21 protein-coding genes and 3 tRNA genes are annotated in these 20905 nt (G+C 55.9%); 17 read left to right on the plus strand and 7 right to left on the minus strand.

The window, feature by feature from the left end; all coding sequences use genetic code 11:
* Window positions 1-79: 79 nt before the first annotated feature.
* Window positions 80-976 (minus strand): DMT family transporter, encoded by an 897-nt coding sequence (locus tag GJQ55_RS04265; RefSeq protein ID WP_228346276.1) that lies wholly within the window; start codon window positions 974-976, stop codon window positions 80-82.
* A 96-nt stretch (window positions 977-1072) separates the two neighbouring features.
* Here GJQ55_RS04265 and GJQ55_RS04270 point away from each other — a divergent pair, with 96 nt between their 5' ends.
* From GJQ55_RS04270 to GJQ55_RS04285, 4 genes are all read left to right on the plus strand, one after another.
* Entirely contained in the window at window positions 1073-1771 is a 699-nt protein-coding gene (locus GJQ55_RS04270) for a pirin family protein (RefSeq protein ID WP_228346277.1), read from the plus strand.
* A 17-nt stretch (window positions 1772-1788) separates the two neighbouring features.
* Window positions 1789-2529: a sulfite exporter TauE/SafE family protein gene (locus GJQ55_RS04275; protein WP_228346278.1), complete on the plus strand. Its 741-nt coding sequence runs from the start codon at window positions 1789-1791 to the stop codon at window positions 2527-2529.
* A 120-nt stretch (window positions 2530-2649) separates the two neighbouring features.
* Window positions 2650-3948, plus strand: coding sequence for a homoserine dehydrogenase (locus GJQ55_RS04280; RefSeq protein ID WP_228346279.1), 1299 nt, complete (start codon window positions 2650-2652; stop codon window positions 3946-3948).
* Between the two features lie 135 nt (window positions 3949-4083).
* Window positions 4084-5019: a LysR family transcriptional regulator gene (locus tag GJQ55_RS04285; protein ID WP_228346280.1), complete on the plus strand. Its 936-nt coding sequence runs from the start codon at window positions 4084-4086 to the stop codon at window positions 5017-5019.
* Between the two features lie 23 nt (window positions 5020-5042).
* On the opposite strand, the gene GJQ55_RS04290 is transcribed toward GJQ55_RS04285, so the two are convergent.
* The 4 genes from GJQ55_RS04290 to GJQ55_RS04305 all read right to left on the minus strand — a co-directional run bounded on the left by GJQ55_RS04290 (window position 5043) and on the right by GJQ55_RS04305 (window position 8636).
* Window positions 5043-5939, minus strand: coding sequence for a D-hexose-6-phosphate mutarotase (locus tag GJQ55_RS04290; protein ID WP_228346281.1), 897 nt, complete (start codon window positions 5937-5939; stop codon window positions 5043-5045).
* A gap of 59 nt (window positions 5940-5998) precedes the next feature.
* Window positions 5999-6074: transfer RNA gene (locus GJQ55_RS04295), tRNA-Asn, on the minus strand.
* A 78-nt stretch (window positions 6075-6152) separates the two neighbouring features.
* Window positions 6153-6734 carry a dCTP deaminase gene (gene dcd / locus GJQ55_RS04300; protein WP_228346282.1) on the minus strand — a complete coding sequence of 194 codons (582 nt, stop codon included), beginning with the start codon at window positions 6732-6734 and terminating at the stop codon, window positions 6153-6155.
* A 72-nt stretch (window positions 6735-6806) separates the two neighbouring features.
* Window positions 6807-8636 carry a DUF885 domain-containing protein gene (locus tag GJQ55_RS04305; protein ID WP_228346283.1) on the minus strand — a complete coding sequence of 610 codons (1830 nt, stop codon included), beginning with the start codon at window positions 8634-8636 and terminating at the stop codon, window positions 6807-6809.
* A 159-nt stretch (window positions 8637-8795) separates the two neighbouring features.
* On the opposite strand from GJQ55_RS04305, the gene GJQ55_RS04310 reads away from it, so the two are divergent.
* The 8 genes from GJQ55_RS04310 (at window position 8796) to GJQ55_RS04345 (ending at window position 16755) form a co-directional block, all read left to right on the plus strand.
* Entirely contained in the window at window positions 8796-9659 is an 864-nt protein-coding gene (locus GJQ55_RS04310) for a DUF4892 domain-containing protein (RefSeq protein ID WP_228346284.1), read from the plus strand.
* Between the two features lie 16 nt (window positions 9660-9675).
* The gene (locus GJQ55_RS04315) at window positions 9676-10593 is read left to right on the plus strand and encodes a patatin-like phospholipase family protein (protein WP_228346285.1); all 918 of its coding nucleotides are present in this window, start codon (window positions 9676-9678) and stop codon (window positions 10591-10593) included.
* Between the two features lie 88 nt (window positions 10594-10681).
* A complete protein-coding gene (gene prmB, locus GJQ55_RS04320; protein ID WP_228346286.1) occupies window positions 10682-11638 on the plus strand; it encodes a 50S ribosomal protein L3 N(5)-glutamine methyltransferase in 957 nt (318 codons plus the stop codon).
* A gap of 59 nt (window positions 11639-11697) precedes the next feature.
* On the plus strand, window positions 11698-12792 hold the full coding sequence (gene aroC / locus GJQ55_RS04325; RefSeq protein ID WP_228346287.1) for a chorismate synthase: 1095 nt from the start codon (window positions 11698-11700) through the stop codon (window positions 12790-12792).
* Window positions 12793-12837: 45 nt separating this feature from the next.
* Window positions 12838-14025, plus strand: coding sequence for an MFS transporter (locus GJQ55_RS04330; protein ID WP_228346288.1), 1188 nt, complete (start codon window positions 12838-12840; stop codon window positions 14023-14025).
* Window positions 14022-14276 carry a hypothetical protein gene (locus tag GJQ55_RS04335; RefSeq protein ID WP_228346289.1) on the plus strand — a complete coding sequence of 85 codons (255 nt, stop codon included), beginning with the start codon at window positions 14022-14024 and terminating at the stop codon, window positions 14274-14276. The genes GJQ55_RS04330 and GJQ55_RS04335 overlap by 4 nt, the downstream gene beginning before the upstream one ends.
* A gap of 183 nt (window positions 14277-14459) precedes the next feature.
* Window positions 14460-14849, plus strand: a complete 390-nt coding sequence (locus GJQ55_RS04340) for a phasin family protein (RefSeq protein WP_228346290.1) — start codon at window positions 14460-14462, stop codon at window positions 14847-14849.
* 97 nt (window positions 14850-14946) lie between these two features.
* Window positions 14947-16755, plus strand: coding sequence for a PHA/PHB synthase family protein (locus GJQ55_RS04345; protein WP_228346291.1), 1809 nt, complete (start codon window positions 14947-14949; stop codon window positions 16753-16755).
* A gap of 26 nt (window positions 16756-16781) precedes the next feature.
* Here the strand turns inward: GJQ55_RS04345 and GJQ55_RS04350 are convergent, their stop codons facing one another.
* Window positions 16782-17825 (minus strand): AraC family transcriptional regulator, encoded by a 1044-nt coding sequence (locus GJQ55_RS04350; protein ID WP_228346292.1) that lies wholly within the window; start codon window positions 17823-17825, stop codon window positions 16782-16784.
* A gap of 178 nt (window positions 17826-18003) precedes the next feature.
* Here GJQ55_RS04350 and GJQ55_RS04355 point away from each other — a divergent pair.
* Together GJQ55_RS04355 and GJQ55_RS04360 are read left to right on the plus strand one after the other, a co-directional pair.
* Window positions 18004-18080 (plus strand) — tRNA-Met (locus tag GJQ55_RS04355).
* 56 nt (window positions 18081-18136) lie between these two features.
* Window positions 18137-18213, plus strand: a tRNA-Met gene (locus GJQ55_RS04360).
* Between the two features lie 550 nt (window positions 18214-18763).
* Here GJQ55_RS04360 and GJQ55_RS04365 read toward each other — a convergent pair.
* On the minus strand, window positions 18764-19009 hold the full coding sequence (locus GJQ55_RS04365; protein ID WP_228346293.1) for a helix-turn-helix domain-containing protein: 246 nt from the start codon (window positions 19007-19009) through the stop codon (window positions 18764-18766).
* Between the two features lie 183 nt (window positions 19010-19192).
* On the opposite strand from GJQ55_RS04365, the gene GJQ55_RS04370 reads away from it, so the two are divergent.
* Genes GJQ55_RS04370 through GJQ55_RS04380 form a run of 3 tightly spaced genes read left to right on the plus strand, consistent with a single transcriptional unit; the run spans window position 19193 to window position 20897 of the window.
* Window positions 19193-19426, plus strand: coding sequence for a hypothetical protein (locus GJQ55_RS04370; RefSeq protein WP_228346294.1), 234 nt, complete (start codon window positions 19193-19195; stop codon window positions 19424-19426).
* Window positions 19419-20630, plus strand: a complete 1212-nt coding sequence (locus GJQ55_RS04375) for an Arm DNA-binding domain-containing protein (protein ID WP_228346295.1) — start codon at window positions 19419-19421, stop codon at window positions 20628-20630. The genes GJQ55_RS04370 and GJQ55_RS04375 overlap by 8 nt, the downstream gene beginning before the upstream one ends.
* A gap of 9 nt (window positions 20631-20639) precedes the next feature.
* Window positions 20640-20897 carry a hypothetical protein gene (locus tag GJQ55_RS04380; protein ID WP_228346296.1) on the plus strand — a complete coding sequence of 86 codons (258 nt, stop codon included), beginning with the start codon at window positions 20640-20642 and terminating at the stop codon, window positions 20895-20897.
* Window positions 20898-20905: the final 8 nt, after the last annotated feature.

Genomic DNA, 20905 nt, shown 5'->3' on the forward strand with positions numbered 1-20905 from the left:
GTTTCTTTCGTTGTAATCGAACAGTTATGGCGAAATTATGCGCTTTTTTATAACACCGGGCGATTTAAACTGCACCCCATTAACGGCGGAACCAGTCTTTTACCACGCTCCAGCGGTTTACCAGTAAGGCCAGCAGAATAAGGCCGCAGCCCGCGATTTGTGCAATGGCCATGCGTTCGTCGAACCAGAAGGCGGCGAATACCGCAGTCCAGACCGGTTCCAGAATCATAATGACGGCGGCATGGCTGGGGGATGCTAAGCCCTGGGCGTAGGTTTGCAGTAAAAATCGGGCGGCGGTGCCAACAATAACGCTCAGCCATAACCACAGCCACATGGTCGGGGTAAACGTGGCGGGCCAGCTCTCCAGCACCACGGAGGCGCTGAAGGCCACGATGCCAACCAGCACCAACTGAATAGCGCTGAGAGCGAGGGCGGAAATGCGCGCCGCGGCGCGGCCGTTCAGAATAAAGGTAAGCGACAGCAGCAGGGCGGAAATAAAGAAAAAGATCTGGCCGGGGTCGGGGTTAAATCCCTGGCGTAATGACAGCAACGCCAGTCCGCCAATGGCCAGCGGTAACGCCAGAAACATGGCCCGGGCCGGCGGTTCGCGAAAGATTAACCAGCTGAGCAGCGGCACCAGCACCACCGCCAGGCTGGTAATAAAAGCGCCTTCGCCGAGGGTGTGAGCGTTGAACAGGCCCATAATCCAGAAGCTCATGGCCACCCCGAACAGCACGCCCACTTTGGCCGAGGCGCGCCATTCTTCGGCTTTTAAGCGGCGCAGGGCGCGGCGACCGGGAATGGCCAGAATAAGCCCGGCCAGGGTAAAGCGGCAGGCCATAAACAGCAGCGGCGGAAATTCGGCCAGCGCTTCTTTGGAAAACATCCAGCTGACCGCCGCCAATACGGTGACCAGCAATAAAATTAAATCGGCGCGCAATAATTGCGCCTGATGGGCAACAGCAGGGGACGACACGGCAGGGCACCGGCAAGCTTAAGTGACAAGCCGCGCAGTATTTCACAGCCTTTGCCGGTTGTCTGTACACCAATAGTTAACAGAGGAACACTGCAGATGATGATTTTACGCGCCGCCCAGGATCGTGGCCGGGCCCACTTTGGCTGGCTGAAAAGTGCCCATACGTTTTCGTTCGGGGAATATTATGACCCGCGCTTTATGGGCGTTTCCGCTTTGCGGGTGATTAATGACGACCGCGTGGAACCGGGCGCCGGCTTTGGCACCCACGGCCACAGCAATATGGAGATCATCAGTTTTGTGCTGGACGGCACCATTGCCCACCGTGATTCCATGGGGAACGTGGCGCATTTGCCGGCGGGCGAGTTTCAGCTGATGTCGGCCGGACGGGGGGTAACGCACAGCGAATTTAATCCGTCGGAGCGCGATGGCCTGCATTTTCTGCAGATCTGGATTCAGCCCAATGAGAAAAACACCGAGCCGGGTTATCAGCAAAAACGCTTTGAACGTACTCAGGCCATTCAGCCGGTGATTACCCCGGACGGTCGTGACGGCACGTTGAAAATCCGGCAGGATGCGCGCCTGTTGCATATCCGCTTGCACAGTGAAGCCGCTGAGCAGCCGCTGGATGCGCAACGTACTTATTATGTGCACTGCATTCGCGGGCCATTAAGCCTGAGCGCCGGTGAGCAAACCCTGGTGCTGCAGGATGGCGATGGCGTGGCCATTAAAGATGAGGCGGCGTTGCGGGCGGTAAGCAGTGACGAGGCGGAAGCGCTGTTATTTGATTTGCCCTGATTGTTTAAGGAATCGGCTTGGATATTACCTTTGTACTGGTGGCGATGCTGGGGGTGTTATTAACCGGCATTGCCAAATCCGGTTTCGCCGGCGGCGTGGGCGTGGTGGCGGTACCGATGATGGCGCCTTTTATTGGTGGTGCTGAAGCCATTGGTATTTTGCTGCCGGTGTTGTTGTTAATGGATTTACTCACCCTGCGGGTGTTTCGCCGGCAGTTGTCCTGGGCGTTATTTAAGCCACTGCTGCCGGGCATTGTTATTGGCATTGTGCTCGGCAGCTTGCTGCTGGGCGTGGTGAGCGAGCGAGGTATTCAGGCGTTAATCGGCCTGATGGGATTTTGGGTGCTGGCGCAACGGCGCTGGCCCTGGCTGGCCGGGCGTGGCGTTAACCTGCAGGGTACGGCGGCATTCAGTCTGGGTGGGATTGCCGGGGTTGGCAGCACGCTGGCGCATGCCGGAGCCGCACCACTGCAGGCCTATTACCTGTTGCAGGGGCTGGATAAAGAACGCTTTCTGGCCCAGGTGTCGCTGGCGGTGGCCTGTATGAACGCTATTAAACTGGTGCCATACGGCGCGCTGGGGTTGCTGGAATTTACCCTGTCGCCGTTGCTGCTGGTGTTGCTGCCGCTGGCCTGGCTGGGGGTGCAGATTGGCCGCTGGCTCAGCCGTAAAATCGACGGCGAGCTGTTTTTCCGCATCATGATGTGGCTGCTGGCCATCAACAGCCTGTGGCTGCTGGGGCAGGCCGTGGTTGGGTAAGGGCTTTGGCTTCCGCGCTATTGGGCATCGGCGCGGGCTTAGCGTAGAATACCGGCCTTTGTGTCTGGCGCCCGGATGGTGCGGCAAACTCAACCATTCTCTATCTGAAAGGAGACGGCCTTGAAACCGGTAAAAGTAGGTATCTGTGGTTTAGGTACAGTGGGTGGCGGCACCTTTAATGTGCTCACCCGTAACGCTCAGGACATCGCACGCCGGGCGGGTCGCGACATTATTATTGCCCAGGTGGCTACCCGTCATCCGAACCCCGCGGTCGACACCGGTAACGTGGCCGTTACCACCGACGTAAACGACGTTATCAATAACCCCGACATCGATATCGTGGTGGAGCTGATCGGTGGTTACACCATCGCCAAAGACGTGGTGCTGGGCGCAATTGCCAACGGTAAGCACGTGGTGACCGCCAACAAAGCGCTGATTGCCGTGCACGGCAAAGAAATTTTCGCCGCCGCCGAAGCCAAAGGCGTGAGCGTGATGTACGAAGCCGCCGTCGCCGGTGGTATCCCGATTATTAAAGCCATCCGTGAAGGCCTGGCCGCCAACCGTATTAACTGGCTGGCCGGTATTATTAACGGCACCGGTAACTTTATTCTGACCGAAATGCGCGACAAAGGCCGCGACTTCGCCGACGTACTGGCCGAAGCACAGGCGCTGGGTTATGCGGAAGCCGACCCGACCTTCGACGTGGAAGGTATCGACGCCGCCCACAAGCTGACCATTCTGTCGTCCATTGCCTACGGTATTCCGCTGCAGTTTGAGCGTTGCTACACCGAAGGCATCAGCCGCATTACTCCGGAAGATGTGGAGTTTGCCACCGAGCTGGGGTACCGCATTAAACACCTGGGCGTCAGCCGTCGTACCGACAAGGGCATCGACCTGCGCGTACACCCGACCATGATTCCGGTGGCACGCCCGATTGCCACCGTCGATGGCGTTCTGAACGCCGTGATGGTGAACGGTGATGCGGTGGGCAACACGCTGTATGTGGGCGCCGGCGCCGGTGCCGGCCCGACGGCTTCTGCCGTGGTGGCGGATATTATTGATCTGGCCCGTCTGATTGATGCGCCGGCGCAGGCCAGCGTGAACCATCTGGCGTTCAATGATATTCAGGACGAACAGGTGCTGCCGATGGATGAGGTGGAAACCCGTTACTACCTGCGTATTCCAGTGGAAGACCGTACCGGTGTGCTGGCCGGCGTTGCCACCATTCTGAGTGAGAAGGGCATTAATATTGAAGCCATTATTCAGAAAGAACCCAAGGCTGGTGAGTCGCTGGCGCAGATTATTCTGCTGACGCACACCGTGGTGGAAAAGCAGATGAACGCGGCCATCGCTGCCATTGAGGCACTGCCGAGCACCGTGGGTAATATCACCCGTATCCGGGTTGAGCATCTCAACTAAGCCGGTAAGGGCACTGAAAACGGAGCTTCGGCTCCGTTTTTTTTTTGCTGAAAAACCAGACAGGCTATAGGCTATTTATTTGGTGAATACCTTAAAGGCTGTGATAATGCCTGCCTATATTACGGAGTGCCTGCTGTGAATCTCGACCGTATTGACCTGAATTTATTGGTGTATCTGGATGTGCTGCTGCGCGAAGGCAGTGTCACTAAGGCCGCCCAGCAGCTGGGCATTACCCAGCCCGCCATGAGCAACGGTTTGCGCCGGCTGCGCGATTTATTCAACGACCCGTTGCTGGTGCGCACCTCCGATGGTATGACCGCCACCGAACGGGCGCGGGAATTACAGCCGGTTATCCGTAAGGCGTTAGGCGAGCTTGAGGTGGCGTTGCAGCCGCAGCAGGAGTTTGATGCCCGTACCAGTAATCGTGTGTTCCGCATTATGGTGAGCGATTACGCGGAATCGACGCTGGTGCCCGAGCTGGTAAAACGCCTGCGGACCGACGCGCCGGATATTATTCTCGACGTATTGACGCCCTCGGACGTGACTTTTAAAGATGTGGAAGCCGGCAAGGTCGATATGGCCATTAACCGCTTTGATGAAATGCCGCAGTCGTTCCATCAGACCACGTTGTGGCAGGACGATTTTGTGTGCCTGGTAAACCCTGACCATCCGGGCATCGGTAATTTTGATTTACCGGCCTATCTGGTCAGCAAGCATATCTGGGTGAGTAAAACCGGTATGGGGGCGGGCGTGGGCATTGACCCGGAAAAGGTGATCCGCCTTGGCTGGGTGGATAACGCGCTGGCTGAGCTTGGCCATAAGCGCAAAATCTCTGTTTTTACCCGTCATTATCAGATGCCGGCGTTGCTGGCGCTGAATAATGACTTAGTCGCTACGCTGCCGCGCAAAGTGGCGGATATGCAGGCTGAATCGGCCTCGCTGGTGGTGAAAGAGCCGCCGTTTAAAATCCCGCCCTTCGAGCTGAAAATGGCCTGGTCACCGCTGGTGCAGCATCATCCGGCGCACCGCTGGCTGCGCCGCACCATTGTCGATGTGGCGCAGTACTGCTGAATTTTTCAGCCCTTTTTACGTCTTTAATCCTGACTTAACCGCAACACCAGCCGGTGTTCTGCCCCCGGTGCCAGGGTAACGGCATCGGCGGCGGCGTTGGCGGTTTCCACGCAGAACATCCGTTGCCAGGCGTCGGCAGCAAACTGGCTGAGCGTCAGTGATTTGTTAATCCACGGGTTCCATACCACCGCACTCCGGCTGCCTTCGGTCTGCAGGGTTAAACGCCGCTGCGGGCTGTGCAGTTGTATTGGCTGGCTGGGGTAATAAATGCGGTCGGTTTCACCATGAAAAGCCACAGCGCCGGTCTGGGTTTTCTCCTGCCATTGTTCCAGCGTGTCGATGTAACGACAGTCGTGCAGGCCTTGTACGCGGGTGGCATTAATATCGGCAGTGGGAAAATACGTATGCAGCGCCTGGCTGAAAGTAGCGGTTTCGCTACCCTGGTTGCGGGTAGTCAGTTCCAGCTGCAGGGCATAGGCAGAAAAAATAAGCCGCAGTTGTGGCTGCAGATTGGCCTGCCACAGCGGGTGGCGGTTATCTTCCAGCATCAGGGTCAGTTCGACCCGGTCGGCGGCTTCGTACCAGTGGCTTAACGCCCAGCGACGGGCGCGGGCAAAACCATGGGCGGGCGCTGCGTTACTATCCGTCAGGTGAGCCTGCACGGCCGGCGGGTTCATGGCGGCGTTGCCGAACCAGGGCCAGCACACCGGAATACCGCCGCGCACCGATTGCCCCTGCAGGTAGGCCGCTTGCTCGCTCAGCCATAACCAGTTGCTGTCACCGGCAGGGGCAAAGCGGAGCAGTTGCGCACCCTGCAGTAACAGGTCAGCGCTGAACAGCGGATGCTGCACGCACAGCAGTTCCAGTTCACCGCGTTGCTGTAGGCGGATAAAAGCACTTTGCGATAACCGGGATAACAAATCAGCACCTGCCAGGCATAAAAAAACCCAGTGTTGTTGGCACTGGGTTTTAGAATTAGTGGCTCCCCGAGCTGGACTTGAACCAGCGACCAACGGATTAACAGTCCGCTGCTCTACCGACTGAGCTATCAGGGAACATCAGTAAGTGCGCGCATTATCCTTAGCCCCTGCCGGGGTGTCAAGCATCTGTTTGATTTTACTGAATTTTATTTTTTAATCTTTGGCAATGCGGGAAAACACCGCACCTTTCTGGTCGCGATACTTGGCGTTTTCGCGTTTGTTATACGGGCGCTTGGCCGGGCTGCTGAGCATTTCAAACGACATGGCGCAAATAACCATGCCGGGGCGCAGCGCCAGTGGCAGTTTGCCGTTGTTGTAGAACTCCAGCACGATCTGGCCTTGCCAGCCCGGATCAATGCGGCCGGCGGTGACGTGCACCATTAAGCCCAGCCGTGCCAGCGAGCTGCGGCCATCCAGCCAGCCGACCAGATCATCCGGTACGGTTACCGCTTCCAGGGTGGCGCCCAGCACCAGTTCGCCAGGGTGAATAAACAGCGCGTCACCTTCGGCAATTTCGATTTCTTTGCTCATGATGCGGTTAATGTCGCGGTCGAGCTGAGCGCGGTCACCGGATAAATCGAGGTGGGTAACGGAGTTGTTGTTAAACACCCGGAAGCGGTGGTCGAGGCGCAGGTCAACGCTGATGCCGGCGATGTCGTCGCTGGCGGGCGCGGGTTCAATCACAATGCTGCCGTCGGCCAGCCGTTGTTCAATATCGCCGTCGCTGAGTCGCATGATCTGCTTCCTGTAGTGCTGAATCTGAAAACCTTGTGGCTGCCCGGGCGGGGAACCGGGCGCGAGTTTACCTTAACGCTGTTGCCCGGCCCAGAGTTTCATCTGCTCTTCCAGTACATCCAGCGGCATGCTGCCCTGGCTGAGCAGAGCGGTGTGGAAGTGCGCCAGATCAAAGCGGCTGCCGAGGCGGTTTTGCATGGCACGGCGGATCGACCATAAGCGCTGTTCGCCCATGCTGTAAGCCACCGCCTGCCCTGGCAGCACCAGATAGCGGCTGATCATGGCGTCGGTATCGGCCTGTGAGAAGGGCGTGTTATCCAGTTGGTATTGCAGCGCCTGCTCGCGGCTCCAGCCTTTGGCGTGCAGGCCGGTATCCAGTACCAGGCGCACGGCGCGCCACAGTTCCTGCACTAAGCGGCCGTATTCTTCCTGTGGCCCTTCATAGACGCCCATTTCGCCGGCCAGTTTTTCCGCATACAGCGCCCAGCCTTCGGTAAAGGCGGGGCTGTGCAGAATACGGCGGAAAGCCGGCAGCTGTTGGTTTTCCTGCGCCAGGGAAATCTGCAGGTGGTGGCCGGGCAGGGCTTCGTGGAAGGCCAGCGCCGCCAGCCGGTAGCGCGGCAGGTCGTTCAGGCGGGTGGGGTTAACGTAATACAGGCCCGGGCGGCTGCCATCCAGTGACGGCGGCTGGTAAAAGGCCACCGGGGTGTTGCTGTGGCGGTAGTCTTCCACCATGCGGATGGCCAGCGGGGTTTGCGGCAGCTGGGTGAAATACCAGGGCAGGCGTTCGGCCAGTTGTTGCAGGCGCGTGCGCTGCAGGCCGAGAAAGGCATCGCGGCCCAGATCGTCATTGCTGAAACGTTCGCTGCGCTCTTCCATCCAGCGGAAAAAGGCGCTGATGTCCTGGCGTTCGCCGGTATAGCCCAGTGCCGGCATCAGCTGGCGGATTTCCTGCTGAATACGGCTGACTTCGGTTAAGCCCAGCTGATGAATCTGGTTGGCATCGGCGTTGCTGTCGCTGTACCAGCCCAGCTGCAGCTGGTAATAACGCAGGCCGTCGCGCAGATCGGCAGCCGACTGATGCGCCGGGGCGCGCTGAGCCAGTTCCTGCAGCTGTTTTTGCAGGCGTTTGTACGCGGGTAATACCTGCTGTTGCAGGGCGCTGCGGGCACGGCGTTCCAGCAGGGCACGGGTGGATGGGTACAGCTGCAGGGCATCCAGTTTGCGGCTGAAATCGGCCCAAAGCGGCGAGACGCCCTGGTTATCAAAGGGAACGCCGCGGGTAATGGCGGCAATGCTTTGCTGTACCGGCTCAAACACAAAGGCCGGTGGCACAATGCCCTGTTCTTCGGCGGCGCTGATGTTTTCCTGCCAGCGGTTAAATAAAGCCGGAATGCCCTGCAGGCGGGTGATGTAGTCCTGCACTTCGGCAATGCTGCTGACCGGGTGGTGGTTGATTAAGACATCGACCACTTCGGTGTGCCAGCCGTGCAGCTGGCTGAATTCGTAGCCGTGCTGCTGAAACGGCAGCAGCAGTAATTCATGTTCCAGCTGGGCTAATAAGGTGCGGTAGCTGGCTAAGGTGGGGGCATCCAGCGCGTCTTCGCGGATGGCCTGCAGCTGCTGGCGCAGTTCCTGATAATAGGCGGTGCGCTGGTCGCGGGCTTCCTGGCTCAGGTCGTCCCATTCAAACTGGCCACGCAGGCCCAGCTGGCTGCGCAGCACCGGGCTTTGTTCCAGCTCAAACTGGTAATACTCTTCAAATAATTGCTCCGCCAGCGCCTGCTGCTGTTGCCGCTCTTCAGTGCTTAACGGGCGCAATTCTACCGCGCTGGTGGGTTTGGTTTGCCATTGGCAGGCGACCAGAGGCAGTACTAACAGCAGGCAGACAATTCTTAACACAGACAGGCTTCCATCAGTCAAAAGGCTGGCGGAGTGTATCAGGCTGACCTGATGGCGCAAGGCAGGGCCGGAACCACGCCGGGCTGTGGTAGTCTTGCGCGTCAGCGGTTGGCCATTGAACAGAAAGGGGATGAGATGATAGGGCGGATACTTGTACGGATGTTGGTACTGATGGGGTTGGTGGGCTGCAGCGGGGTCTTGCAGGCGCAGACCATTCAGCCCTTTCCGCAGTCACAACTGGATGATGAACAACGGCGCACCTTAACCGATCATCGGGTGGTTATTTCCGGGCTGACCCGGACGCAGGCCACCACGGTGCCGACCCGTGAATTGCGTTTAAGTGGTGAGCTATGGCGGCGGGTGTGGGCGGTGGAGCAGCGCTTTACTCTGCCGGAAGTGGCCGACCATTTTTTCCGCCAGCTGGATGATCTGGAAATTCTGTACCAGTGCAAAGCACTGGACTGCGGCAGCAGCCATTTCTGGGCCAATGAAATTTTCCGCAATGCGCGGCTGGTCGGGCGCGAGCAATTCCAGCACTACCGGGTGGCGCTGCAGCAGGAAGCCGGCTCCGATAAGAAAACCCTGTATGTGCTGTATGTGATGCAGCGTGGCACGCGCCAGGTAATGGTGAACCTGGATATTTTCACCACCACCGATCCGGTGCAGAGCGGGGTCGATATGGCCGCCCGAATCCGCCAGACCTTAAGCCGCAGCCATGGCTGGTTGCCGGGCTTCGTTACGCATAATCAGCAGTTAAATACGGAAGCCAGTGAGGCATTGGTTAATACCCTGAAGTCGCTGTCGGTGTCGGAAAAATCGCGCTTATATTTGCTGGTGCATTGTTACGACAGCAGCGATATGGACCGCAACCGGGCCTGTTCGGAACGGTTGGCAGACCAGCTGCGGGTACAGACCTTTGATGGTCAGCGTGAATTGCATATTGAAGGCCAGGGCGCCTTAACCGCAGCCGCCGGCAGTGATGTGCAGCCGGCGTTGCGTTTTGTGTTCTGGCCGGCCCGTTGAGTGTAAGGAGAATCGTATGAGTAAAACGGTCGCTCTGGCCCTGGGCAGTGGTGGTGCGCGGGGCTACGCCCATATTGGGGTTATTGAGGCACTGGAAGCCCGTGGCTATGACATTGTGACGGTGTCGGGCAGCTCGATGGGGGCGGTTGTCGGGGGCTTTTACTGCGCCGGTAAGCTGCAGCAGTATCGTGATTGGGTGGTTGCGCTGAAGTATCTGGATGTGCTGAAACTGCTGGATATCAGCCTGTTATCCAGCGGCATGATCCGTGGTGACCGTATTTTTAATATTGTCGGTGAGATGCTGAACGGTCAGCTGATTGAAGACTTACCCATTCCTTTTACGGCCGTGGCCACCGATTTAACCAACCATAAAGAGGTGTGGTTTCAGTCGGGGTCGCTGTCGCAGGCGGTGCGTGCATCGGCGGCCATTCCCAGCCTGTTATCGCCGGTGGCCTATAACGGTCGTTTGCTGGTGGACGGTGCGGTGCTGAACCCGCTGCCGATCACCCCCTGCGTATCGGCCCATGCCGATTTTATTATGGCGGTGGATATTAACGCCGATGTGCCGCAGCCCATGGATTTGCTGCAACAAAGTGAAGACGCGGCAGCGGAAAAAAATAAGTGGTTCAGCAGTTTTCTGGATAAAGCCGGTAAGTGGTTTGAGGGTAAGGGGACGCGCCGGCAGGCCGAGGAAAACCTCGGCAAGCTGGAGATTCTGGATCAGGTGCTGGAAGTGATGGGCGGCGCCTTAACCCAGTATAAAATTGCCGGCTACCCGCCCGATTTGCTGATTAAAGTGCCGAAAGACAGCTGCCAGATGTACGAATTTTACCGTGCCGAAGAAATGATCCGGCTGGGCCGGCGCATTGCCGACGATGCCCTGGACGCCTTTGAAGCCGGCCATTCCAGCCTGTATGGGCAGCGTTTGGCCTGACCCGGCCAGCAACCTAAAGCGGATGCCCGGCGGCGTTAAAACGGGTAAACTGCCGGGCTTTTAATCTTCTCATTCTGTTGAGTGTGTTATGGACCATCCTACCGCCCCTGATCTGTTTGCCCAGGCTGGCCAGGCCGCCGACGAGCTGCAGACCATGCAGGATTTTATCCGCTGGACGGTCAGCCGGATGAATGAGGCCGGCATTTATTTTGGCCACGGCACCGACAACCCCTGGGATGAAGCCCTGCTGCTGGTTACCCATGCGTTGCATCTGCCGTGGAATCTGGCCGATGAGTGGCGCCATTCGCGCTTAACCCGCAGTGAACGGGAAGCCATTCTGGACTTAGTGGTAGCGCGCATTGAACAGCGGGTACCGGCACCGTATTTAACCGGCGTGGCCTGGTTCTGCAATTTGCCCTTTGTGGTGGATGAGCGGGTGCTGATTCCGCGCTCGCCCATTGGCCAGATGATTGAACAGAATTTTGCCCCCTGGTGGCAGGGTGACCTGCACAGTGGTAAGCCGGCACCGCGCCGTATTCTGGATGTATGCACCGGCAGTGGCTGCATTGGCATTGCCTGTGCGGTGCAGTTTCCGCAGGCCGAAGTGGAATTACTGGATATTTCCTTCGAAGCGCTGGAAGTGGCCGAAGAGAATATTCACCGCCATGAGCTGCAGGAGCGTGTTACCGCACTGCAGTCTGATCTGTTCAGTGCCGCCAGTGGTAAGTACGATCTGATTGTGTCGAACCCACCCTATGTGGATGCCGACGATATGCACAGCCTGCCGGAGGAATACCGGCACGAACCCGAGCTGGCGCTGGCCGCCGGGGATGATGGCCTGGATCTGGTGCGCATCATGTTAAAAGAAGCCCGCCAGTACCTGACCGATGATGGTCTGCTGGTGCTGGAAGTGGGCAACAGCTGGCCGGCACTGGTCGAGGCTTACCCGCAACTGCCTTTTGTATGGCCCACCTTTGAACGCGGTGGCCATGGGGTGTTTGTGCTGCAGGCGCGTGACTTAGATTTACTGAGTTCGATTGACTGAATTCGATTGACTGAATTAATTGATGGCCGCCTGACCGGCCCTGAAATAAGAGACTGATTATGTCCGGAAATACCTTTGGCAAAAGTTTTACCGTTACCACCGCCGGCGAAAGCCACGGCCTGGCGCTGGTGGCTGTTGTGGATGGTTGCCCGCCGGGCATTGAGCTGAGCGAGGCCGACCTGCAAGGCGACTTGGATCGCCGTAAACCGGGTACTTCCCGCTACACTACGCAGCGCCGTGAAGACGACGTGGTGAAAATCCTGTCGGGCGTGTTTGAAGGCAAAACCACCGGCACGCCGATCGGCCTGCTGATTGAAAACACCGACCAGCGCTCCAAAGATTACGCCGACATTGCCAAGACGTTCCGGCCGGCCCACGCCGATTACGCCTACACGCAAAAATACGGTTTCCGCGATTACCGTGGCGGTGGTCGTTCGTCCGCCCGAGAAACCGCTATGCGGGTGGCCGCCGGCAGCATTGCTAAGAAAGTGCTGGCCGCCAAAGGCATTCAGGTGCGCGGTTATTTAAGCCAGCTGGGGCCGATTAAAATTGAACAGTTTGACTGGGAACAGGTTGAGCAGAATCCGTTTTTCTGCCCGGATGCCAGCAAAGTAGAAGCCATGGAAACCTACATGAACGCCCTGCGTAAAGAAGGTAACTCGGTGGGGGCAAAAATTTCTGTGGTCGCCACCGGCCTGATGCCGGGCCTGGGTGAGCCGATTTTCGACCGTCTGGATGCTGAACTGGCCCACGCGTTGATGAGCATTAACGCGGTAAAAGGCGTGGAAATTGGTGATGGCTTTGCCTGTGTGGAACAAAAAGGCACCGAACACCGCGATGAAATGACCCCGGATGGTTTTTTAAGTAACCACGCCGGCGGCATTCTGGGCGGTATTTCCACCGGTCAGGACATCATTGCCCATATTGCGCTGAAACCGACCTCCAGCCTGATTATTCCAGGCCGTTCCATCGACTCTGACGGTAACCCGATTGAAGTGATTACCAAGGGCCGCCATGACCCGTGCGTGGGTATCCGTGCCACACCCATTGCTGAAGCCATGATGGCCATGGTGCTGTGTGATCACTTACTGCGCCACCGTGGCCAGAACGGCGATGTGCAGTGCAGTACTCCGGTGATTAACGGTCAGGCGTAAGCCTGACCCTGCCGGCCAGCGTCTTTTACCTTACCTAAGGTGGCCATGAGCAACATCGCGCCTACGTACCTTACCCGCCGGCTGGCCACCTTTTACGCCCTTTATTTTGCCCTGCTGGGCTGCATCGCCCCGTACTGGGGCTTGTTTCTGCAACACAAACACTTCAACCCCGAGCAAATCGGCCTGCTGATGGGCGCCTTTGGCCTGATGCGAGTAGTGGCACCCAACTTATGGGCCTACTGGGGCCGTTATTTTCGTTCGCCCTTACAGATGGTGCGCACCTCGGCGGTGCTGACGCTGCTGTGCTTTGCTTTTATCGGCATGGTCGATACGCCGCTGGGGATGGGCGTGGTAATGATGCTGTACGGCTTTTTCTGGGCCGCCATGCTGCCACAGTACGAACTGATGACCATGCAGGCCTGTGCCAACGAAGTGGGCGCTTACAGCCGTATCCGGGTGTGGGGGTCGCTGGGGTTTGTCGTTACCGTGCTGGCCGCCGGTGCGCTGTTTGAGCAGGTGTCGGTAGGCTGGTTGCCGCTGTTAATGGTGGTGCTGATTGCGGTGATTACCCTGAACAGCTTCCGTCTGCCCGATGGGGCTGCTCCCAAAGCGGTGAGTCCGGCACCGGGGGCCTTCTGGCAGTTGTTACGCAGCCGGCCGGTGCAGGTATTTATTCTGATGACCATTCTGCTGCAGGTAAGCCACGGGCCGTATTACACCTTTTTCAGTATTTATCTGCAGCAACAGGGCTACCCATCGTCGCTGATCGGAGTGTTGTGGTCGGTTGGTGTCAGCGCTGAGGTGCTGCTGTTCTGGACGTTTCAGCGGCTGGTGCACTGGTGCAGCTGGCGGCTGTGGTGTGTGATCAGCCTGATCATTACCGCCATACGCTGGTGGCTGGTGGGCACTGTGGCCGATGTTTGGTGGCTGTTGCTGCTGGCGCAGCTGGGCCATGCCTTCAGTTTTGCCGTGATGCATGCAGTATCTATGCGCTATGTGCAGCAGTTGTTTCCACCGGCGTTGCAAAGCCGGGGCCAGGCCTTGTACGCCAGCGTTGGCTTTGGGTTGGGCGGGGCGCTGGGAGCCTTTCTGAGCGGCTGGCTGTGGCAGCCACTGGGTGGTGCTGGTGTATTTATGGGGGCCGGTGTGCTGGCCTTGGCCGGCGCCTTGGTGGCGTGGTACGGTTTGCGGGATAGCGATTCCGTTTTAATGTCTGCAGAGAATAAAAAATGAAAATTAATATTACGTTTGATTTAACGCCGGAAGAATTTCGTCAGGTGATGGGTTTGCCGGATGTACAGGAATATCAGCAGGAATTGTTTAATGCCATGCTGGAAAAAATGAAGGCGGGTGAAGAGGGGTATGATGCCATGAGCCTGTACCAGCCATTGGTAAAAGAAAGCATGAATGCCATGAGCCAATTCCAGAACCTGATGTTCTCGGCTATGTCAGGAAATGGCGATAAAAATACCAATAAAAAATAAAAATAGGTCAAAACGGGCCGGGCTTTGGCGGAATTGTAGCGTGGTAAAAATTCCAATCAGAACAAAGCCTGATATTTATCAACTTTTTCTGCGCCAGAGCCAAATGTGTCATTTTAGTGTAAGAAACTATGGCTTAGTATAAAGCCTCCCCTGTTGCTATAAGACGTTTGAAGGAGCAAAACCATGCAAGAGAACATTCTGAACGCATTCGCTGAACAAGCTAAATCCATGTACGCACCGCTGTCCAAGTTCAACAGCCTGTTTGTAGAAAACATGGAAAAAATGACCGAATTCCAACTCAACGCCATCAAAACCTACGCCGAAATGGGTATGGAACAGATGAAAAAAGCGGCTGAAGTACAAGACGCAGATTCCATGCGTAACTTCACCGCTGCTCAGGCTGAAACCGCTTCTGCACTGAACAAAAAAGTGATGGAAGATGCCAAGGCTCTGTCCGACATGGCACTGGAATTCAAAACCCAGGTTGAAGGTCTGATGGAAGAAGCCCGCAGCACTGCCGCTGCTACTGCTACTACCGCTGCCAAGCCGGCTGCTGCCAAAAAATCAGCCTGATCCTGTAAGACCTTTGTAAGGCCACCCACGGGTGGCCTTTTTTACATAGAGCGCGTAAAAATAACGCATGCCCAATGTTGTTGAGTGCAGGTGAAGCATGAACGTACCCAAGGAAAGCATGGAAACGGCCATCCGCGATTACTACGAAGTGGCCGGACAAGTCGCCGAGCAATATGGCCATCTGTTGCAGAAAGCCATCAGTCAGCCCACCAGTGCCGAAGACCCGGCTGCCTCCGTATTAAGCGACTTCAGCAAATCGTTCCAGGAACTGGGCGAGCAGCTGATGAAAAATCCGGCCCGTCTGGCCGAAGCGCAGATGGAACTGCTGAAAAAACAACAGCAGCTGTTTCAGACCGCGACCTTAAAGTTTCTGGGTAAAGAGGTTGCCCCGGTAGCGACACCAGAACCCGGTGATAAACGCTTTAAAGACGAGCAATGGAATGAAAACCCGTTGTTTGACTACATCAAGCAGCTGTACCTGCTGCAGGGCCAGACCCTGATGAATATGATCAAAGGCACCGAAGGCCTTAGCGATCATTCCAAGCAGAAAATCGAATACTTTGTGCGTCAGTACATCAATGCACTGTCGCCCACCAACTTCGCGGCGCTGAACCCGGAAGTGATCCGTAAAACACTGGAAAGCGGCGGTAAAAACCTGCTCGATGGTATGGCGCAGCTGATGAAAGACATGGATGACAGCGTGAAAGGTGCGCTGAACGTAGCCATGACCGATACCAGCGCCTTCCAGGTCGGCCGTAACCTGGCCACCACGCCCGGTAAAGTGGTGTACCAGAACGACCTGATGCAGCTGATTCAGTACACCCCAAGCACGGCCAAAACCTTTAAACGGCCGCTGCTGGTGATTCCGCCCTTTATTAATAAGTTCTACATTCTCGATATGCGCGAGAATAACTCGTTTATTAAGTGGCTGGTCGATCAGGGCCATACCGTGTTCTGCATTTCCTGGGTGAACCCGGGCCCGTCACTGCGTGATAAGGGCTTTGAGGATTACATGCAGGAAGGGCCGCTGGACGCCATCGCCGCCATTGAGAAAGCGACCGGTGAAAAAGAAGTAAACGCCATTGGCTACTGCCTGGGCGGTACGCTGCTGGCGGCGACGCTGGCGTATCTGAAAAAGAAAAAGAAAGAACCGATTAAAGCAGCTACCTTCCTGGCCACCTTAACCGACTTCTCGCAGCCGGGCGAAATCGGCGTATTTATTAACGAAACTGCTATTAGTGCGCTGGAAAAACAAATGAACCTGCTGGGCTTCTACGACGGCCGGCAAATGGCGTTCAGCTTCAATACCCTGCGTGAAAATGACCTGTTCTGGTCGTTCTTTATCAACAACTACCTGAAAGGCGAACGCCCGGCGGCGTTTGACCTGTTGTACTGGAACACCGACAGCACCAACCTGCCGGCGCGCATGCACTCGTTCTACCTGCGCAATATGTACCTGTACAACAAGCTGATTGAAAAAGACGGTATTGAACTGAATGGCGTGAAGCTCGACCTGCGCCAGATCAGCGTGCCGACTTACTTCCTGTCAACCGCTCAGGACCATATTGCCCTGTGGCAGGCCACCTATACCGGACCGCTGCTGATGGGCGGTAAAAACCGCTTTGTACTGGGTGGCTCCGGCCATATTGCCGGGGTGGTGAATCCGCCGGCGCAGAACAAATACGGCTACTGGACCAATGACAACCTGCCGCAAGACCCGAACGAATGGTACCGCAATGCCACCCAGAACGAAGGTTCCTGGTGGAATGACTGGCAACAGTGGGTGCTGCAGCAGGGCAATATGGAAGAAGTTGACGTCCGCCAGCCCGGCACCGGCCTGGAGGTTATTGAAGATGCTCCGGGTCGTTATGTGAAACAACGCATTATCGACGTACTGCACAAATAACCCGGCTGAAACCGGCCGGAGCCCTGTTAATGCGCTCCGGCCATCTCTCCTGCATCATTCCGGCAGGTACGGCGATACGCCGCCGGTGTATGGCCTGTCCATTGTTTAAATGCCCGCTCAAACCCCCGCCGATCAGAAAAGCCCAGCTCGATGGCCAGTTGCTGCACATCCGAATGCCCGGCTTCCAGTGCCTGCTTGGCTTTTTCCAGCCGTACATCGCGCAATAAAGATGAGAACTGACAGTTTTCTTCCTGCAGTCTGCGGGTAAGAGTGCGGCTGCTGGTGCTCAGCAACTCTGCCACCGCTTCTTTGGTAATAGGGATCGAATCCGGCCACTGATACAGAATGTGCATGACCTTGCTGCTGAATTCCTGCATTGAGCCAAAGCGGCTGACGGCCCGCTCGGCCTGCCGGCGCAGGCGGCCGAACAGATCGGGGTTGGTGTGCATCAGCGGTTTATCCAGCATACGGCTGGAAAAACTGACCCAGTTGTGCGGCTGGCTAAATTGCAGCGGTACACCGAAAAACTGCTCCAGCCGTTCGCGGTAGGGCGGAGCCGGGAAGCGGAAACCCGCTCCCTGAATCTGGTACAGGTTGTCACCAAAAGCCTTACCGGCGGCATGAATGCTGCTGGCGATCAGTTCGCTGCGCGCCTGACAGCCAAAGGCTGTGCCTTCCGCCACGTAATACACCAGCTTGATGCTTTGCTGGCCGACAAACAGATCGGGTGAGCGCGTATCACTGATTAACGAGTAATAGCGGCGCAGCAGGGTTAGGGCTTCGCGCCCGGTGTGGCAGCCGCTTAACAGAAAGGTGAGCAGGTAAAAATTCGACAGCTCCATCTGCTGGCCGGATGCCAGACCAATAGCCGGTTCCCCCAGCAATTTGCTGGCTTGTTCCAGCAGCCGGTCGAACTGAGCAATGCTCATGCGCTGGCTGCAGAACTGACCGTGACGGGCGTTAAATCCGGGCGGCACCAGCTCATCGATGGAAAGCCCTTTGCTCTCCAGCAAGCGCAGTAATGGCTGAACGGCAGCCGTGGTCAACGTACTGGCAGAATTCGTACTCATAGGCGTCTGTTTTTTGTTGTTATTTTTAACCCGACTAACCTACCACCAGTCGGCATGATGTGCCAGTCAGGGCAACCGGATTTCTGGCCGGCAGCGGCGTATAGCGGAAAACCTACCGTAAAACAATAAATTAGAGTTGACAGAGCAGGGTACCCTGCGTAATATTCGCAGCCTCTGACGCGGGATGGAGCAGCCTGGTAGCTCGTCGGGCTCATAACCCGAAGGTCGTCGGTTCAAATCCGGCTCCCGCAACCAACGTTTTTTGTGGTCAGAGCAGTAGTGTTTAAGTCTCTCTTAGCAGAGCAATTTGTCGCGGGATGGAGCAGTCTGGTAGCTCGTCGGGCTCATAACCCGAAGGTCGTAGGTTCGAATCCTGCTCCCGCAACCATTTAAAAGAACCCAACCATGTGTTGGGTTTTTTTATGCCTGAAATCCGCATGAATGCTGGGTTTCTTCCTTCAGGCCCTGCTGTTGGGCCGCCGCCTCTTTCGTTTCCCTGAAAAAATCGTCTGACCTTAAGGCTACTATGGGCACAGCCAGATTTTGTCTTCCAGTTGGCCGTCCTGAGTTGCTCAACTGCATCTGTTTTTACCCTTCTGAACACCACCCACAAGCCCTTGAAATCGGCCGGTCAAAAGCGGCAGAAAAGTGGCCTGTGACGTTTCTGTGACGAATCTGTGACGTTTTTTTCAATCGCTGGGAATATGAAGATTTTGCGCTGACCTTAAGGCTGCTGTGACGCAATAGGTGTTTATGGCTGCTGGAGATCTCAAAGCGGCTTCTGGCCAAGATCAGATTTGAAATGTCAGATACATGAGCATGTATCCGACAGCCTGAACCCAATGTTACAGGCTGGAGTTAATGGTTCGGACTTTTGAGTTGGGCTTGATCCTTTCAGAATCCAAGCGTCTTATCATTTTTCAGTATTGAGATTTGTATCAATCTTGCTGAGTTTCTGTGGCCGGATCGGGTATGTACTCAGCAACTTCATTAGTTGTGACATTGAAGTAGGCGCACAGCTTGTCAATTACATCAGTACTGCTGATATAGCCTTTCTGATTGGATACACGCGACAAGGTGGTGCGGTGTATGCCTGTTTCACGCGAAACCTCTTCCATAGTCACCCTGCGCCCTTCCTGAAACTCTTTCTCAGCAATGAGTTCCTTTAATCGAAATCTGATCATGATTGTGCCTATCGAGAGCATGAGATCAGCATGGTATCCGCTTTCCAACTAAACCCCAAATGCATCGCTTCCGTCATAAAAGATCCGGATGTGGCTTATATGCTACAAAATACGCTTGACACGACTCATATATGATTCTAATGTTTCTTATACGCTACATAAGTGCCAAATAAGGAACGCAAAATGCAAAACACTTACCTGACTACTCAAGAGCTTGCCGACCGCATCAAATACGACGCGCGCACCATCCGTAACTCGCTAAAAGACAATGTTTTCCTTGAAGGGAGGCATTACATCCGGCCGTTTGGCGGTCGCAAAATTCTGTACATCTGGGAGGTGGTGGAAGAGGAAATGCTGCGTACCGGGCCAAGCCCAATCGCAATCCCGATGGCTAATGGAGGGGTTGTTCATGGGTAACGTACGGGTACGCAAAGAAACAGGTCGGCTTTATATTGATTTCTTCTACAAGGGAGTTCGCTGCCGTGAGCAAACTTTACTGGAAGACAACGCAAAGAACCGCAAGCAAGTGGAGCAACTGCTGCAACGCATTGAGGCCAAGATTGTTCTGAATGACTTCAACTACTCGGAATTTTTTCCAAGTAGTAAGAATGCCGCCAAAATTGCGGAAATTCAGGCTGCAGCTGGCGGGCTTCAAACTCAAGCGGCAGCGCTGCCGCAATCTGGCATTAGATCTTCAGTGAAAACGGCCACACCAACCTTCGCCGAGTTCTGCCAACAATGGTTCACAGAGAAATCCATTGAGTGGCGGGCATCGCATTTGCGTAACGTACGCTCACTGCTCGATAGTGCCTTACTCCCGGCCTTTGGTGATCAACCGCTGAATCAGATCACCAAAGAGGATCTGCTCAACTTTCGCTTGCAGCAGGCGGCGATTCCGGGGCGTTGCGGCAATGCCACTCTGTCAGCTAAAACACTCAACAACCGTATGGGCGTGTTGAGAATGATCATGGATGAAGCATGCGACCGTTACGGCTTTGAAAATCCTTACCGGAACATCCGTCCTTTAAAGATGAAGAGGGTCCACATCGAACCTTTCTCACTCGTCGAAGTGAACAAGATCCTCGAAAACGTGCGTGCTGATTATCGTCACTACTACACCGTGCGTTTTTTTACCGGCATGCGTACAGGTGAGATAGATGGATTGAAGTGGCAGTACATCGATTTTGAGCGCCGGCAGATTCTGGTGCGTGAAACACTGATTGCAGGCCAAACCGAATACACCAAAAACAATGGTTCTCAGCGCGAAATTCCCATGCTTGGGCCGGTCTACGATGCCCTGATGGCGCAGCGTGCCAGCACCGGACGCATCAGCCCCTATGTGTTTTGTAACTCCGCCGGAGAGCCACTGGATCAGAACAACGTCACCAAAAGAGTCTGGTATCCGCTGCTGCGTTACCTGGGTCTGGCAAAGCGCCGGCCGTATCAAACCCGCCATACCGCCGCCACCTTGTTTCTGGCTTCGGGGGAGAACCCTGAGTGGGTGGCGCGGGTATTGGGTCACTCATCCACGGAAATGTTGTTCAAAGTCTATTCCCGTTTCATCCCGAACCTGACCCGCATGGACGGTTCGGCGTTTGAGAATCTGGTTGGTAACCGTTAGGAGGTGTTTATGATTCAGCAACAAACTTACTGCAGCATCTGGATACCTCCCAAGGCATACGATCTGGCCGAGTGGCTGATACGCAGCTTCAACATTCAGCCTGGGTATGGGCTGGCCAGATATCTGGGGGTTAGTCGTCGCTATAATAATTATCGTGCAGTGCAGGTGTGGGTGTTAGAGCAGCAGCGCAACTGGCCTGCAGAAAAACGTACAACAGGACAGTTGCGTAGGGCTTTTTCTGCGTTGTTACCGAATGATCAGTTTTAAAAGTATGT

It is taken from the genome of Venatoribacter cucullus (assembly GCF_016132445.1).
GTDB classification, from domain to species: Bacteria; Pseudomonadota; Gammaproteobacteria; order Pseudomonadales; family Oceanobacteraceae; genus Venatoribacter; species Venatoribacter cucullus.